This is a genomic window from Pseudarthrobacter sp. DSP2-3-2b1, from assembly GCF_049895945.1.
In the GTDB taxonomy this organism is placed as follows: Bacteria; Actinomycetota; Actinomycetes; order Actinomycetales; family Micrococcaceae; genus Arthrobacter.
Window position 1 is genome coordinate 174947 of record NZ_JAFCTI010000002.1, and the last position, 15886, is coordinate 190832.

Consider the following 15886-nt stretch of genomic DNA (forward strand, 5'->3'; position numbering starts at 1 on the left):
TGGGGGTTTTTTGGGCGGCCGTGTGTGGGCCTGGGGGGGGGGGGGTGGTGGGGGGCCTCCTACCCCCGACCTCCCCCCCCAACGCGAAGGGGCGGGGCCGGCAAAATGCCCGGCGGCCCCCCAAACGACGAAGGGGCGGGGCCGGCAAAATATGCGACGGCCCCACCCCCAGCGCAGCTACTTGTCGTTATCCGACTTGGCGCCAAGCGTCGTCTTCTGGACCTGCATGAGGAACTCGACGTTGCTTTGGGTCTCCCGGATCTTGTTGGTCAGCAGCTCAAGGCTCTGCTGCGTTTCGAGTCCGGAGAGGACGCGGCGCAGCTTCCACATGATCTTGACTTCCTCGGGGGAAAGCAGGTTTTCTTCACGGCGGGTACCGGACGCGTTGACGTCCACTGCCGGGAAGATGCGCTTGTCAGCCAGCTGGCGGGACAGGCGGAGCTCCATGTTGCCGGTGCCCTTGAACTCCTCGAAGATGACCTCGTCCATTTTGGAACCGGTCTCCACGAGCGCGGTTGCCAGGATGGTCAGCGAGCCGCCGTTTTCGATGTTGCGGGCTGCACCGAAGAAGCGCTTGGGCGGGTACAGCGCTGCGGAATCGACACCACCGGACAGGATTCGGCCGGAGGCCGGTGCTGCCAGGTTGTAGGCGCGGCCCAGGCGGGTCATGGAGTCCAGGAGGACAACCACGTCCATGCCCATTTCCACGAGGCGCTTGGCGCGTTCGATGGAGAGCTCGGCAACGGTGGTGTGGTCATCGGCGGGGCGGTCGAAGGTGGAGGCGATGACCTCACCCTTGACGGTGCGCTGCATGTCGGTGACTTCTTCGGGGCGTTCGTCAACAAGCACCATCATGAGGTGGACCTCAGGATTGTTGGTGGTGATGGCGTTGGCGATGGACTGCAGGATGAGCGTCTTTCCGGCCTTCGGCGGGGAGACGATCAGGCCACGCTGGCCCTTGCCGATCGGGGCAACCAGGTCAATGACGCGGGGGCCGATCTTCTTGGGGTCGGTCTCAAGGCGCAGGCGCTCGGACGGGTACAGCGGAACCAGCTTGGCGAATTCGACGCGGTCCTTGAGCTCTTCCGGAGTCTTTCCGTTCACGGAGGTGACGCGGACCAGGGCGTTGAACTTCTGGCGGGCGGTCTGCTGGCTGCGGTCTTCGCCTTCACGCGGTGCGCGGATGGCGCCAACCACGGCGTCGCCCTTGCGCAGGTTGTATTTCTTGACCTGGGCGAGGGAAACGTAGACGTCGTTCGGGCCGGGCAGGTAACCGGAGGTGCGGATGAACGCGTAGTTCTCGAGGACATCCAGGATGCCTGCCACGGGCAGCAGGACATCGTCCTCGGTGACCTCGACGTCGTCGACGTCCGGTCCCTGGGCGCGGCCCCGACGGCGGTCGTTCCGGTCGCGGAAGCGGTCGTTGCGGGAGTTATCCCGGCTGTCCCGGCTGTCCCGGTTGTCCTGGCCGCCTGAGCGGTCATTGCGGTCGTTCCGGTCCCGGCGGTTGCGGCGGTTCCGGCGGCTGCCGCCGTCGGCGTCGTCGTTGTCGCGGGTGTTGTCGCGGTTGTCATCGCGGCGGGCGCCTTCGCGCTGGCCTGCCTCACGGCTACCGGCGTTGTCGCGGCCACCATCGGTGGATTCGCGGACGTTGGTGTCGCGGGCACCACTTTCGCGGACGTTGGTGTCGCGGGCACCGGTTTCGCGGGCGTTGGTGTCGCGGCCACTACGGGTGCGGCCGGCTTCACGGCGGTCAGTGCGCTGGCCGTCGCCGGACTCAGCACCCTGGGCGTCGGAGCGCTGGGTCTCCGTGCGCTGGGTTTCCGCACGTTCGCCCTGGCGCTGTTCAGCGACGGGCTGCACGGACGGAGTTTCGGTTTCAGTTGCCTGCGCAGAGGCTGCGGCGGCTTCGCCGCGGCGACGGTTGCGGGTGCGGGGCTGGCGGCGTTCGCCGGTGCCCTCGCCTGCAACGTCCGACTCAGCCGGAGCCGCTGCCGGGGCCTCTGCGGGCGCAGCAGCTGGAGCTTCGGTGGCAGGTGCCGTGGCGGGGGCGGCGACAACGCCGTCACTTACGGCGCGGCGGCTGCGGCCACGGCCACGTGCACGGGTTCCCTCGGCAGCGGGTGCCTCGGTCTCGGTCGAAGACGCTACCGGTGCAGCAACGGCGGGGACCACGTGGTTTTCAGTCGCCTTTTCGGCCGCCTTGGCAGGCGCCTTGCTGGGCGACGTTCCCGCACGGTGGGCGGAAATGGCGGTAACCAGGTCCCCCTTCCGCATGCGGGACCCACCGGAAATCCCCAGCTGGCTGGCAAGTGCCTGCAGCTGAGCGAGCTTCAGGCCGGCAAGGCCGCTGCTCTTGGTGGGTGCGGCCGTTGATGATCCGGCTACAGAAGTTGATGTGTCCACAGCTGAAGACAGCTCAGTGGTTTCGGTCACGAAGGATCCTTCCCCCTCGACGGCGTCCAGACTGGGAGCTGGACGCGATGATTGATCGGGCTGCAGTTCAGATTTGCAGCCGGGATTTTCGGCCTTGCCGGTTGGATTTCGGCCAGCAGGGCCGGATACTGATTCACCATACGCGCCGATTAATGACGGAACGCTGGACTGACGGTTCAGGGGCAGACACTTCTTGCTGCAGATTCCTGCGACAGACCAAGCAGGTGGCACCGGATATATTGCGCAGTAGGAGACCGAAAGCAACTGAGTGCAATAACAGGTCAGATAGGCGGAATTACCGCCGGTGCATGTCCACCTTAGCACCTTCAACGTCCACTGCCAGCTTCAGGACCCGCCAGCCGATACCCGGCGTGTTGGCCGAGGTAAACGACTCGATGAACCTGAGCACTTCGGCGGCTTCGGCCTCGCCGTTAGCGAGGACCAGCACGGTGGGCCCGGCCCCGGAAACCACTGCCGCGTGGCCCGCGCTGCGCAGCGCCCTGATCAGCGCCGCGCTGGGGCGCATGGCCTCTGCCCGGTAGCTCTGGTGCAGGTAATCCTCGGTACCGGCCAGCAGGAATTCCGGCTTGTGAGTCAGCGCGTGGATGAGCAGGGCAGCGCGGCCGGAGTTCATCGCGGCTGCATGATGTCCCACGGAGGCGGGCAGCAGGGCGCGGGCGGCCTCAGTGGACAATTCGAAATCGGGAACGGCGACGACGGGGATCACCGGGGCAGCCACGGTGGCGCACGTGCTGCTGTACCGGTCACTGTCCTGCCATGACAGCGCCAGTCCGCCGAAAATCGCCGGGGCGACGTTGTCCGGATGGCCTTCCATTTCGCTGGTCAGCTGCAGGATCCAGTCCCGCCCACGCTGTTTTGCCTCCGGTACCAAGGCGTTGGCTGCCGAAACAGCTGCCACCACTGCCGAGGCCGAGGAACCAAGGCCCCGGCCGTGGGGGTTGACGTTCTGTGCTGTGATCCTGAGCCCGCCGTGCTTGTAGCCCAGCCGCAGGAAGGCAGCTTTCATGGCCCGGACCACCAGGTGGCTGGCATCCCGGGGAAGGGTGTCCGCCCCCTCGCCGCTGAGCTCGAACACCAGCTCGTCGGTTTCGAGGCTCTCCACCGTCAGGGTGTCGTGCAGTGCCAGGGCGAGGCCCAGGCTGTCGTATCCCGGGCCGAGGTTGGCGCTGGTGGCCGGAACCCTGACGGTGACGCGCTGCCCTGCCTCGATGACGGGCAGGTCGACGGCGGTGGGCGAGGTGGTTTTCAAGGCTACTTTTCTTCCAGTCCCAGTTCAGCTGCAACAGTGACAACGTCGTTGGAGACCTTCACGGGCTGCACCTCGCTGCCGTCCTCGGTGCGCAGGGCCCACTGGGGATCCTTGAGGCCGTGGCCGGTAACGGTGATGACAATGGTCTTTCCTGACGGAACTTCGCCGGCGGCGTGCTTCTTGAGCAGCCCGGCTACCCCTGCCGCGGAACCCGGCTCCACGAAAACGCCTTCACGGGCGGACAGCCAGCGGTGGGCATCAAGGATCTGCTCGTCGGTTACCGCGTCGATGAAACCGCCGGACTCGTCACGGGCGGCAATGGCGCCGTCCCAGGAGGCGGGGTTGCCGATCCGGATGGCGGTGGCGATGGTGTCCGGCTCCGTGATGGGGTGGCCGGCCACGAACGGTGCTGCACCTGCGGCCTGGAAGCCCCACATCTGCGGGGTTTTGGTGGACACGGCAGGCAGGGTGCCGGCTGTGTCGGACTCGAACGGAGCCGAGTACTCCTTGTACCCCTTCCAGTACGCCGTGATATTACCGGCGTTGCCAACGGGCAGGACGTGGATGTCCGGAGCCTCTCCGAGCGCGTCAACGATCTCGAAGGCGCCGGTCTTCTGGCCTTCGATACGGGCAGGGTTGACGGAGTTCACCAGGAACACCGGGTAGGACTCCCCCAGCTTCCGTGCAATGTCCAGGCAGTTGTCGAAGTTGCCGTCCACCTGCAGCAGCGTGGCGCCGTGTGCGATCGCCTGGCTCAGCTTGCCCATGGAGATCTTGCCCTCCGGGACCAGCACTGCGCACTGCAGGCCGGCCGCGGTGGCGTAGGCAGCGGCCGAGGCCGAGGTGTTGCCGGTGGACGCGCAGACAACAGCCTTGGCGCCGGAGGCGACGGCTGCGGTCATGGCCATGGTCATGCCGCGGTCCTTGAACGAACCGGTGGGGTTCATCCCTTCCACCTTGAGGTAGACGGTTGACCCGGTGAGTTCGGAGAGCTTCTGCGCGTGGACCAGCGGAGTTCCGCCCTCGCCCAGCGTGATGACCCTGGTGGATTCCGTGACGGGCAGTCGGTCAGCGTATTCGCGGATAACGCCGCGCCATTGGTGAGCCACTTAGACTCCTTCTACCCGCAGAACGGATGTAACTGAATTGATGACGTCCAGGCCCTTGACGGCCTCGACGGTGGCTGCGAGGGCGGCCTCTGATGCGCGGTGGGTGACGATCCGCAGTTCGGCTGATTCCACGTTGGACTCCGCGTCCTTGTGGATGGTCTGCCGCATGATTTCGATTGACACGCCGTGCTCCGCGAAGAGCTGGGCGATCCGGGCCAGCACACCGGGCTGATCGGCGACGTCGAGCCCGATGTAGTAGCTGGTGGTTGCCGCTTCGATGGGCAGGGCAGGAATGTGGCCCGTGGTGGTCTCGGTACGCTGGGGTCCGCCAAGTACCAGGCGGCGGGCGGCAGAAACAAGGTCACCCAGCACGGCAGACGCCGTCGGGGTTCCACCGGCGCCTTGGCCGTAGAACATCAGTTCGCCGGCATTTTCCGCTTCGATGAACACAGCGTTGAACGCTCCGCGGACAGCGGCCAGCGGGTGCTCGCGGGGAAGCAGCGTCGGGTGGACGCGCACGGAGATGCCTTCGCCGCCGTCTGTTTCTGTGTCTGCGACGGTCAGCTTTTCGGCGATCGCAAGCAGCTTGATGACAAAACCCGCGTCCTTGGCAGCGGCGATATCTGACGCGCTGACCTTGGTGATGCCTTCGCAGTGGACGTTCTCCAGCGCGAACCGCGTGTGGAAGGACAACGTGGCCAGGATGGCGGCCTTCGCGGCGGCGTCGTGGCCTTCGACGTCGGCGGTGGGGTCCGCTTCCGCGTAGCCGAGGCGCTGGGCTTCGGCAAGGGCATCCGCAAACTGGGCACCGGTGGAATCCATCTGGTCGAGGATGAAGTTGGTGGTGCCGTTGACGATGCCCAGCACCCGGGTGATCCGGTCGCCGGAAAGGCTGTCGCGGATGGGCCGCAGGATGGGGATGGCGCCTGCCACAGCCGCTTCGTAGGACAGCTGGACGCCGGCCTTGTCAGCCTCTTCGTAAAGCGTGGGACCGTCCTGGGCCAGCAATGCCTTGTTGCCGGTGACCACGCACGCGCCGTTGCGCAAGGCGGACAGGATCAGCGTGCGGGCGGGTTCGATCCCGCCCATCAGCTCGATCACCAGGTCCGCGTCCTTGACAAGTGTCTCGGCGTCGGTGGTGAAAAGTTCCTGCGGCAGGTCAACGTCACGCTTGGCGTTCACGTTGCGCACGGCGATGCCGCTGAGCTGCAGTTTGGCACCTGTGCGGGCGGCCAGGGCGTCGGCGTCCTCAATGAGAATCCGCGCAACCTGGGCCCCAACGTTGCCACAGCCCAGCAGGGCTACTTTCAGGGTTCGCAATTCAGTCATTCAGACTCCCATGTCGCGGTTGAGCAGATCTTCTTCGGTTTCCCCGCGGACAATCAGCCGGGAGGATCCGTCGCGCACCGCGACAACGCCCGGCCGGGCCAGATAGTTGTAGTTACTCGACAGGGCCCAGCAGTAGGCGCCGGTACCCGGTACAGCAAGCAGATCACCGGCTGCCACGTCCTCGGGCAGATATACATCTCTAACAACTATGTCGCCGCTCTCGCAATGTTTGCCCACTACGCGGGACAGTTGCGGGGCTGCGTCCGAGGTGCGGGAGGCGAGAATCGCCGAATAATCGGCGTCGTACAGCACCGGGCGGGCGTTATCGCTCATGCCCCCGTCCACCGACACATAGCGGCGCGGATACGTAACGTTGTCTTCGCCGCTTTCGTCCGTTCCGCTGTTTCCGGCGGCCGGCGCGTCGACGCGGACGGTCTTCAGGGTGCCCACCTCATACAGCGTGAAGGCGGTGCTGCCCACAATGGCACGGCCGGGCTCGATGGAGATCCGGGGGGAGCTGATGCCCAGCTCGGCGCAGGTGGAACGCACGACGGCGGCCATCGCCTGCGCGATGTCGGCTGCGGGGCGGGGCGTGTCCACCGGCGTATAGGCAATGCCATAGCCGCCTCCAAGATCCAGCTCGGGAAGCACAATGGAGTACTTCTCCTGCATGGCGGCGAGGAAACGAAGGAGCTTCTGGGCGGCCAGGGCAAAACCGTCAGGTTCGAAGATCTGGGACCCGATGTGGCAGTGAAGTCCCAGCAGTTCAATGCTGGAATAGGCGGTAGCTGCGGCCACTGCCTCTTCGGCTGCCGAGAGGCCGGCTTCTTCAGTGGTGTCCCCCGCCATGGACAGGCCGAACTTCTGGTCCTCGTGGGCGGTGGCGATGAACTCGTGGGTGTGCGCGTGCACACCTGGGGTCAGGCGCAGCATCACCTTGGCGGTTTCGCCACGGCCTTCGGCGATCTTGGCGACGCGCTCGAGTTCGTCGAGGCTGTCCACCACGATCCGGCCAAGTTTCATGTCGAGGGCGCGGTGGATTTCGGCGTCGGACTTGTTGTTGCCGTGGAGCGCCACGTCCGCGCCGGGGATCCCGGCCCGGGCAGCGACCGCCAACTCCCCGCCGGAAGCCGTGTCCAGCCGCAGTCCTTCTTCCTCGACCCACCGCACCACGGCGGTGCAGAGGAACGATTTGCCGGCGTAGTACACGTCCACTCCGCCGCAGATGTCGGCGAACGCGTTGTTGAACGCGTCGCTGAACGCACGGGCGCGGGCCCGGAAATCGTTCTCGCTCATCACGAACAACGGCGTTCCGTACTGCCGTTGCAGCTCGCTGACCGTGATGCCGTCGATGGCGAGTTCGCCGTCGACGTTCCGGTCAACGTCCTGGGCCCAGAGCGGCTGGTGCAGGGCATTCACATCGGCTGGAACGACAAGCCACTCAGGGGCCAGCGGCGACTCGTGACCCGCGGAAGCCGAAGGCTGTGCTGACATGGGGATCACATCCGTTCCGGCGCCGAAACGCCAAGGAGGTCCAGGCCGTTGGCCAGCACCTGGCTGGTGGCGTCGTTGAGCCACAGGCGGGTGCGGTTGACGTCTGTTACGGGCTCGTCTCCCATGGGGGCGATGCGGCAGGCGTCATACCAGCGGTGGTACGCACCGGCAATGACCTCGAGGTGGCGGGCTACGCGGTGCGGCTCGCGCAGTTCAGCGGCCTTGGCCACGATCGAGGGGTAGCTGCCCAGGTAGGACAGCAGCTCGTTCTCGGTGGCATGGTCCAGCAGGGAGGCTTCAAACGCACTGCGGTCCACACCGGCGGCAACGGCGTTGCGGGCGGCGCCGCGGGTCCGCGCGTGGGCGTACTGGACGTAGAACACCGGGTTCTCGTTGCTGTGCTTCTTCAACAGGTCAGGGTCCAGGGTCAGCGGCGAGTCCGCCGGGAAACGGGCCAGGGAGTAGCGCACGGCATCCTTGCCCAGCCAGTCGATGAGGTCCTTGAGCTCGATGATGTTGCCGGCACGCTTGGACAGCTTGGCGCCGTTGACGGAAACCAGCTGGCCGATCAGCACCTCGATGTTCTTTTCCGGGTCGTCCCCGGCCGCCGCCGCTATGGCCTTGAGCCGGTTGATGTAGCCGTGGTGGTCAGCGCCCAGGAGGTAGATCTTCTCGGTGTAGCCGCGGTCCTTCTTGGACAGGTAGTAAGCGGCGTCGGCGGCGAAGTAGGTAGGCTCTCCGTTCGCGCGGATCATGACGCGGTCTTTATCGTCACCGAAGTCCGTGGTCCGCAGCCAGACCGCACCGCCGTCGTCGAACACGTGGCCCTGTTCGCGGAGGCGCGCCACGGCACTTTCAATCGCGCCGGCGTCGTGCAGTTCCTGCTCGGAGAAGAACACATCGAAATCGACGCCGAAATCGGCGAGCGTGGCTCTGATGTCCTTCATCTGGGCTTCGTAAGCGGCGGAGCGGATGACCGGAATGGCCGCCACTTCGGTCAGTTCGCGGATGTCCGGGTGCGCATTGAGCACCTCATGGCCCAGATCCGCAATGTACTGGCCCGGGTAGCCGCCGTCGGGCACGGGGAGGCCGTGGAGCCGGTTGTACACGGACTGCGCGAACACGTTCATCTGGGTGCCGGCGTCGTTGATGTAGTACTCGGCGGTGACTTCCGCGCCGGACGCACGCAGCACCCGGGCGATAGCGTCGCCCAGGGCGGCCCAGCGGGTGTGCCCGATGTGCAGCGGGCCGGTGGGGTTGGCCGAGACGAACTCCATGTTCACGGTGTGCCCGGCGAGCGCCGAGTTCTTGCCGTACTGCGTGCCCGCTTCGACAATGGCCTTGGCGAGGGCGCCCGCAGCACCGGCATCCACGGTGATATTGAGGAAGCCGGGTCCTGCGATATCCACCGCGGACACGCCGTCGATCGACTTCAGCCGGGTGCTCAGCACCGTGGCGAATTCGCGGGGGTTGGTGCCGGCCTGTTTGGCCAGCTGGAGGGCGATGTTGGTGGCCCAGTCGCCGTGGTCCCGGTTCTTCGGTCGCTCCACGCGCACATCATCAGGGACGGCTGATGCGGAAAGGGCGATTTCGCCAGCGGCGACGGCGTCTTTCAGGCAGGCGGATATGGCGAGGGAGAGTTCTTCGGGAGTCACCCCTCTAGCCTACCGGCGGCTGGGACGTGGACGAATTTGAGCGTCGGCCGTCACAGCCGGCACACAACGCAATCACAGGGTGAACCATTACGCTGAATCCGACGTTGAGTACACCGTAAGCACCCAGCCCACGAAACGAGACCCTTTATGAGACCGTCAGTCCGCAAGAGTGTTTTCGCCGGTATCGCCGGCCTGTCCCTCGCAGGAACGGTGGCCGGCTGTGCGCCGTCCGCCACCCAGACCACACCGGCCCCTGCCACCGGCACCAACTCCCCCGCGTCCTCGGCAGCCGCTGCGCCTTCCGGAACAGCGTCATCGCTGGCCGGCAGCGGTTCCGTCTACCAGGACGGCACCTACAGCGCCGACGGCACATACGTCTCCCCCAACGGCACTGAAACTGTCGGCGTGGAGCTGACGCTGGCTTCAGGCACCGTCACTGCGGTGAACATCACCCAGCATCCGTCCAATCCGAACACCAGGAAGTTCCAGGGCGAGTTCGCCGGCGGCATCGCGGCGCAGATCGTGGGCAAGAGCGTGGACGAGCTCAACGTATCCAAGGTAGCTGGGTCCTCGCTGACCAGCGGCGGCTTCAACAAGGCGCTTGAGATGATCAAAGCCGAGGCCAAGTAGGCCGTGCCTCACGGGGAGTGGGCGGACTTCACTTTCGACGGCATAGGTACCCGTTGGGAAATCTCAACGCCCCGGCCTCTTGCCGGTACGTTGCGTTCGCGGCTGCTGGACGTGGTGGAGAAGTACGACGGCGACTGGTCCCGGTTCCGGCCGGACTCCACGGTAAGTGCCATGGCCCGGCAGCCCGGGCGCTATACGTTGCCGGGCGAGGCGGCGCCGCTCGGGCGCCTGTACCGGTCTCTTTACGACATCACTGCGGGTGCCATGACTCCGCTGGTCGGCAGCAGCCTGGAGCAGCTGGGGTACGACGCAACATACTCCCTGGTGCCGGCGGGTGCTGCGGTGCCGGCACCGCGTTGGGACGATGCCCTGGACTGGGACGGCGCCGTTCTCACCACTTCCGCGCCCCTGGTCCTGGACATCGGTGCGGCTGGAAAGGGGCAGCTGGTTGACCTCGTGGCGGCGGAGCTGCGTTCCAGCGGTGTGGCTTCATTCGTCATTGATGCCAGCGGAGACCTGCTGCACAGCGGCCCGGACCCCCTGCAGGTGGCGCTGGAACATCCCTACGATCCAACCAAGGCAATCGGGACCGTGTCCTTGGCCGGCGGAGCATTGTGCGCGTCAGCCTCAAACCGCCGGGCGTGGGGTGACGGCCTGCACCACGTGCTCGACGGCACCACCGGACGCCCCGTCAGCACCGCCGTCGCAACGTGGACCATGGCCTCGAGCACGATGGTTGCCGATGCGCTGGCCACGGCGTTGTTCTTTACCCCGGGCGCTGAGCTGGAGCGGTCCTTCGACTTCTCCTGGCTGACGGTATTTTCTGATGGCAGCGCTGCGTATTCATCCGGCTTTGAAGGGACACTGTTCACATGAGTCCTGTTGATGCTCCGAAAGCAGGCGCCGCCGTTTCACCTGCGGGCCGGCTGGATACCCTGCTGGGCCACTTCACCATGTATCGGCTCATTCTGCTGGTGCTGGGGGCCCTCGCTGCCTACAGTCTCCTGCTCAATGCCCTCGGCTGGCTGACCTTCGGCATTCCGCAGATGCTGGTGCACCTGGTGCTGTGCATGGGCTTTACCTACCTGTCCAACCGCGGGCTGGCGGCGCTTTTTCACGTGCGCCCGCATTCTGAGTCGTCGCTAATTACGGGCCTGCTCCTGTATTTCCTGTTTTGGCCCACCTTTGCGCCGATGGACATGGCCGGCGTGGCGCTGGCCTGTGTACTGGCTTCCGCCTCCAAATACGCCCTAGCCTGGCGTGGCCGGCACATCTTCAACCCCGCGGCCGCCGGCGCGTTTATTACCGGCCTGACGGGCCTGAACATCGCCACGTGGTGGGCGGCAACGCCGGCCATGTTGTGGCTGCTGGTGCCTGGCATTCTGCTGGTGCTGTACCGGACGCGGAAGTTCCTCATGGCTGCGGTGTTCCTGGTTGTTGCGTTGGCCATCATTACGGCGGAACTGCTGCAGGCCGAGCTGTCCCTGGGTGGTGCACTCTGGCAGGGCCTGGCGCAGCGGCCTTTACTCTTCTTTGTCGGCTTCATGCTGACCGAGCCGCTGACTCTCCCGCCCCGCCGTTGGCAGCAGCTCGCGCTGGCGGCAGTGGTGGGCGTGGTGTTTTCTGTGCCTTACAACTTCGGCTTCATCGCCAACTCGCCCGAGCTGGCCCTGCTGCTGGGCAACCTGCTGGCCTTCCTCGTGGGCCAGCGTGGAGCACTGCGGCTTCGGTTTGCCGGGTCGCGGGCTTTGACGCCCAGCACCACGGAGTTCGTCTTCGAGCCGTCCCGGCCGGTCCGCTTCCTCCCGGGGCAGTACATGGAACTGGACCTGCCGCATGCCAAGTCGGATGGCAAGGGCCGGCGCCGGGTATTCAGCCTGACCAGCGCCCCGGACTCGGGCACGGTGAAATTTGGCATCCGGACGGCGGAGCCGCTTTCCGCTGCCAAGAAAGCCCTGCTGGCGCTGAAGCCGGGCGACGAAGTGGCGGCCACGTCTGTGGGAGGCGATTTCGTCCTGCCGCGGGATCACAATGAACCTGTCCTCCTCATTGCGGCGGGCATCGGCATCACACCTTTCCTTGCCCACCTCGCCGCCGGTGCTGCCCGGGAACGGGACGTGGTGCTCCTACTTCTGGCCCGTAACGCCGGGGAAATTGCCTACGCGAGCGAACTGGAGGCCTCTGGGGCTCGAATCCTGGCCCGGATCGCGGACGGCTCCGCTCCCCCGTCATTCATCACCGACGCCGGTGCTGCCGCTGGGCCGCTGGACGGGACGTCGCTGCGGGCGCTGGTACCTGACATCGCCGATCGCACTGTGTACGTATCGGGATCGCCCGCAAGTGTCGCTTCGCTGCGGCGGGCGGCCAGGAATGCCGGTGCGCGGCGTGTGCACGTGGACTCTTTTGCGGGCTACTGAGTGGGCGTTTTCCATTGCAGGCCACCTTCCTGCTAAGCTCTAGGACGTCCCGCCGGCAACGGCAGGATCCCTGGATTGCCCTCGTAGCTCAGGGGATAGAGCGTCTGCCTCCGGAGCAGAAGGTCGTTGGTTCGATTCCAATCGAGGGCACAGAAGAAACCCCCACCGCATGTTTTCGCGGTGGGGGTTTCTGTTTTTTCGTTCTTGGCGTGTGGCTCGGGGTCTACGGGACGGGAATCGCTCCCGGGCAGCCCTGACCCTGCGGATTCTGGTTGCAATCATCCGCATAGTTGCGCGTGATGGAGCGCCACACGCTGACGGTCTGCGGTGGGGCGCTGAATTGTCCCTGGCCCGGGATGGGCAAGGGCGGCCCGCTGTTGACGGAATAGGTTCCTTGGAAAGACGTTGTCAGGACCACTTGGAAGTCGCCAGTAGTCGTGTACACGTGACTCGTCCTGGTCTTTTCGCCCCAACGGTCCTGCGGCAACGGTCCACCCATGGACGCCTGCGGCCCGAACACCGTTCCATCGCCGTAATTCCACGTGTACTGCACCGGAGTGGCCACTACGTGGACTGCCTGGCCGAACATTGTGATATCGAACTGCTGCTCAGCGGCGTCCGCGTAGAAGTTGGTCTCAGCGCCGCGCAGCGTGTGCGGACTCGGTTGGGCTACCATCGTCCCTGCATTGACCGGCAGACTCTCGAACTGCCGCTGGATGTCCGCGGCGATCCGGGGCAACAAGTCTTCGGGCGCTGCATCGTATAGGCAGGTCGGGCCGGAATGAATAACCCAAACGGCGCCTGGAACGCCTCTCGGCTTGGATAGCCAAATTACCGGGATACCTTCTTCATTGCCGGCCGGACCGCTAGTGCATTCAATTTGGTCCCCAAGGCAGGTTGTATCGAAATCGCCGCCGCCAAGGTGGCACTGGAGCTCGTACTTGTAGTCGTTGGGGTCCGTTGGAATATGGCCGGGCGGAATTCGAATAATATCGCCAGAATCTGCGTCCGCTGTCCACTGGTCGGCGTTGGCAGCCAAACCTGTGTCAACGAAACCGATGGCGATGGGCGGCTTGGGTGGCGGTTGTGGTATGGGCGGGTCCTCCGCGAAGGCACGCACGGGGAAGCACAGCAGTCCCACAAGAAACAAAGCAAGAACAAGCATGCTCCGGCAATTCGCTCGCATTGTTATCGGATCAGCCCTAGGTCGGCTAAGACCCACCCTGACGCACCGAATGTTGCCGTTGCCTGGCTTCCGGCGTTCGTGTCCTTGGTTGGGTCCTGATAGAGGCTCCCGTCGGGGTTGTGGATCGCAATAGACTTCTGGACCACTTGCACCGTCGCCTGCGCGGCCTCTCCCGGCAACATCTTCGCGGTGACAACCGGAGTTTCGACGCGGCCGCCAACTATCCATTTGTCATCGCTCCATGCTGCGGAGATGTTGTCGCTTAGTGATCCACAAAAAGTACAGCTCGGGTCCGATATGGCTTCCATGGGCTTCGGGTCGCCTGTCTCGTATGCATAGCCCAGAAGTTGGAACCAGTGCGCCACGAACGCCTCCAGCCCCTCCTTCGTCTCCGTCTTCGCCACTTCGGGCAGCACTGGAACGGGGACATTTTGGGCACGGCCTGTTGCGTCCGCGGGTTTGTAGGTTGCGGTTGGAGTGGGGGTTGCGCTCGGCGAGATGGACTCAGCTGCGGAAGTTGTCGCGGTGGCAGCAGGGTTGGGGTCACCACCGGAATTACAGCCCGAAAGCGCTACGGCTGCTGCAACGACAAGGGCAACGCCGCCCGTTCGGATGCGCCAGGACGAAGTGAGTTGGTGCGATGTCATGGGCAGCTAATCCCCCGATAGTTTTCAAGACGCATGGCTCCGGACAATGACTCAAGGGTAGCCCAAGCGACAATTGCGTGATCAAAGTTATCCACAGCTACCCGCCCACGTTTCTACCAGCCGGAAATACGTAGAGAAAGTCACACGCTCACCGGGCACCGAGACGTAGGGACCTTTGGGCGGCGAAACGTAAAGGCGCTAAGCGGACTACTTATAAGTGCGGCCGCTCGTCTCCAGCCAGTACCAATCGACCATGCCTGATGCCGCACCGTAAACAGTGCCCCCAAGCAGACCGAGCAATGCAGTCTCCGTGATCCAACTTTTCGGTGGTGGCGGGCTGGGTAGTTGTGGTGGTTCCCAGTCGGGTTCTTCGGTGGCGTAGTGCCTGCCGGTGGGTGAGATCCAGCCTGGTGGGTGGTCTTTGGTGGCGGGTCCGGGTGTCCAGCCTCCGGTGTGCCTGAGCCGATGATGCCGTGGACACGGCTGGGAAAGGTTGCTGATGCCGGTGGTTCCGCCGTGGGCCCAGGCGAGCAGGTGGTCTGCTTCGTTGTCCAGGGAATGGTTGCTGCAGCCCGGGAACGGGCACTTCCCGTCCCGCATCCTGAGCCATTGGCGCTGGGCTTTGGTGACCCGGTAGCTGGTCCGGCCGATCTCCAACGGTGCACCGTCCCGTGGGTCTATGAGGACGCGGTGGAAGGACTCGGCGCCTTCGGCGATGAGACGCCTAGCCATGGTGATCGGAATCGGCCCGAACCCGTCCAGCACCGCCGGTTCGTCGGTGGCGCCGAGGAGGGACATGATGGGGACGGTGACCAGGACCTGCGCCCGCGGTACAGGGACACCCGCGGCGACGCTGTCCTCGGAGCCGCCCAGGAGCCAGGTCGCGGCGGCGTCGGCCCGCAGCTGGGTCATGGTGCGGTCCTCGTCCGGGCCCTGCAACGCCCGCGCCGCCGCCGTGGTGCGGTTCCAGATGCCGGCGGCCTGGTCAGCGGGCAGATACGCGGAAAGCCAGGCCATCCCGTCCCGGTCCGGCCGGTATTCCAGCCGCCGGTCCGCCACAGACTTCAGGTGGCGTTTTTCGATGCTCACCGGGTGGTGGCGTTCCCGCCACGTCCGGGCCTTCTGCCGGAACCGGGAAGCGATAAGTTCCCCGGCAGGACACCCGCGCGCCGGGTTGGGCGCCTCAGGGTCCAGGAAATGCGCCTCCAACGCCTGCGCGCCGGTGGGGTCAAGGTTGGTGGTCTCGTCCACCATCACCCGGGCATGCTGCCAGGAAATGGTCCCGTCCTGCAACGCCGACAGGGTCAACGGCAAATCAGCCGTCAGGGCCTGGGATTCGGCCAGCAGGGCACCGGCGGTCCGCTCACCAACCGTCAAAACACACGCGACCTCAGCCACGACCGCCATCTCATGGGCCCCATCAGACATCACAGGTGACGCCAAAGCCTGGGCCGTGGCTGCGTAGCCGGCGGCCGCATGGACCATCACCGCGGCGACCTGCGCATTGATCCGAGTAGTCAGAGCCAGCGTATCCAGCCAACCATCAGCCTCCCGGCGCAACGGATCATCATCAACTAAGCCAGTCAATTCCTCGAAGTCAGTACCGCCCTTAACAGCAGCCAAGAGCTCGGCCGCTGAGGCACAGGCCGCCTCCGCCGCCTTAATTGCCGCTGCTCTTTCCATGCCCTTACCTTCTCAGGGAGCACTGACATT

Annotated in this window: 12 protein-coding genes and 1 tRNA gene; 4 read left to right on the plus strand and 9 right to left on the minus strand. The window is 65.2% G+C overall.

Annotated elements, in window-relative coordinates:
* Positions 1-177: 177 nt before the first annotated feature.
* The 6 genes from rho to argS all read right to left on the minus strand — a co-directional run bounded on the left by rho (position 178) and on the right by argS (position 9293).
* The gene (gene rho / locus ACP7AX_RS03410) at positions 178-2436 is read right to left on the minus strand and encodes a transcription termination factor Rho (RefSeq protein WP_426225385.1); all 2259 of its coding nucleotides are present in this window, start codon (positions 2434-2436) and stop codon (positions 178-180) included.
* A 295-nt stretch (positions 2437-2731) separates the two neighbouring features.
* The gene (gene thrB, locus ACP7AX_RS03415; RefSeq protein ID WP_426225386.1) at positions 2732-3706 is read right to left on the minus strand and encodes a homoserine kinase; all 975 of its coding nucleotides are present in this window, start codon (positions 3704-3706) and stop codon (positions 2732-2734) included.
* Between the two features lie 2 nt (positions 3707-3708).
* A complete protein-coding gene (gene thrC, locus ACP7AX_RS03420; RefSeq protein WP_426225387.1) occupies positions 3709-4815 on the minus strand; it encodes a threonine synthase in 1107 nt (368 codons plus the stop codon).
* Positions 4816-6144 carry a homoserine dehydrogenase gene (locus ACP7AX_RS03425; protein WP_131682623.1) on the minus strand — a complete coding sequence of 443 codons (1329 nt, stop codon included), beginning with the start codon at positions 6142-6144 and terminating at the stop codon, positions 4816-4818. It abuts the gene before it with no gap.
* Positions 6145-7638 (minus strand): diaminopimelate decarboxylase, encoded by a 1494-nt coding sequence (lysA, locus tag ACP7AX_RS03430; protein ID WP_426225388.1) that lies wholly within the window; start codon positions 7636-7638, stop codon positions 6145-6147.
* A 5-nt stretch (positions 7639-7643) separates the two neighbouring features.
* Complete coding sequence (argS, locus tag ACP7AX_RS03435; RefSeq protein WP_426225389.1) at positions 7644-9293, minus strand: arginine--tRNA ligase; 1650 nt, start codon at positions 9291-9293, stop codon at positions 7644-7646.
* Positions 9294-9440: 147 nt separating this feature from the next.
* On the opposite strand from argS, the gene ACP7AX_RS03440 reads away from it, so the two are divergent.
* The 4 genes from ACP7AX_RS03440 to ACP7AX_RS03455 all read left to right on the plus strand — a co-directional run bounded on the left by ACP7AX_RS03440 (position 9441) and on the right by ACP7AX_RS03455 (position 12490).
* A complete protein-coding gene (locus ACP7AX_RS03440) occupies positions 9441-9923 on the plus strand; it encodes an FMN-binding protein (RefSeq protein WP_426225390.1) in 483 nt (160 codons plus the stop codon).
* Between the two features lie 3 nt (positions 9924-9926).
* Positions 9927-10799, plus strand: a complete 873-nt coding sequence (locus ACP7AX_RS03445; RefSeq protein WP_426225391.1) for an FAD:protein FMN transferase — start codon at positions 9927-9929, stop codon at positions 10797-10799.
* A complete protein-coding gene (locus tag ACP7AX_RS03450) occupies positions 10796-12340 on the plus strand; it encodes a ferredoxin--NADP reductase (RefSeq protein ID WP_426225392.1) in 1545 nt (514 codons plus the stop codon). Before ACP7AX_RS03445 ends, ACP7AX_RS03450 begins: the two co-directional genes overlap by 4 nt.
* 77 nt (positions 12341-12417) lie before the next feature.
* A tRNA-Arg gene (locus tag ACP7AX_RS03455) sits at positions 12418-12490 on the plus strand.
* Positions 12491-12563: 73 nt separating this feature from the next.
* Here ACP7AX_RS03455 and ACP7AX_RS03460 read toward each other — a convergent pair.
* The 3 genes from ACP7AX_RS03460 to ACP7AX_RS03470 form a co-directional block, all read right to left on the minus strand.
* Positions 12564-13016: a PKD domain-containing protein gene (locus tag ACP7AX_RS03460; protein ID WP_426225393.1), complete on the minus strand. Its 453-nt coding sequence runs from the start codon at positions 13014-13016 to the stop codon at positions 12564-12566.
* Between the two features lie 512 nt (positions 13017-13528).
* On the minus strand, positions 13529-14173 hold the full coding sequence (locus tag ACP7AX_RS03465; RefSeq protein ID WP_426225394.1) for a DUF6318 family protein: 645 nt from the start codon (positions 14171-14173) through the stop codon (positions 13529-13531).
* A 207-nt stretch (positions 14174-14380) separates the two neighbouring features.
* Entirely contained in the window at positions 14381-15856 is a 1476-nt protein-coding gene (locus ACP7AX_RS03470; RefSeq protein WP_426225395.1) for a DUF222 domain-containing protein, read from the minus strand.
* Positions 15857-15886: the final 30 nt, after the last annotated feature.

Coding starts and splice junctions, on each gene's coding strand:
- ACP7AX_RS03470 (WP_426225395.1), bottom strand. CDS start 15,856: ATGGAAAGAGCAGCGGCAATTAAGGCGGCGGAGGCGGCCTGTGCCTCA.
- lysA (WP_426225388.1), bottom strand. CDS start 7,638: ATGTCAGCACAGCCTTCGGCTTCCGCGGGTCACGAGTCGCCGCTGGCC.
- ACP7AX_RS03450 (WP_426225392.1), top strand. CDS start 10,796: ATGAGTCCTGTTGATGCTCCGAAAGCAGGCGCCGCCGTTTCACCTGCG.
- ACP7AX_RS03440 (WP_426225390.1), top strand. CDS start 9,441: ATGAGACCGTCAGTCCGCAAGAGTGTTTTCGCCGGTATCGCCGGCCTG.
- ACP7AX_RS03465 (WP_426225394.1), bottom strand. CDS start 14,173: ATGACATCGCACCAACTCACTTCGTCCTGGCGCATCCGAACGGGCGGC.
- ACP7AX_RS03460 (WP_426225393.1), bottom strand. CDS start 13,016: ATGGTAGCCCAACCGAGTCCGCACACGCTGCGCGGCGCTGAGACCAAC.
- ACP7AX_RS03425 (WP_131682623.1), bottom strand. CDS start 6,144: ATGACTGAATTGCGAACCCTGAAAGTAGCCCTGCTGGGCTGTGGCAAC.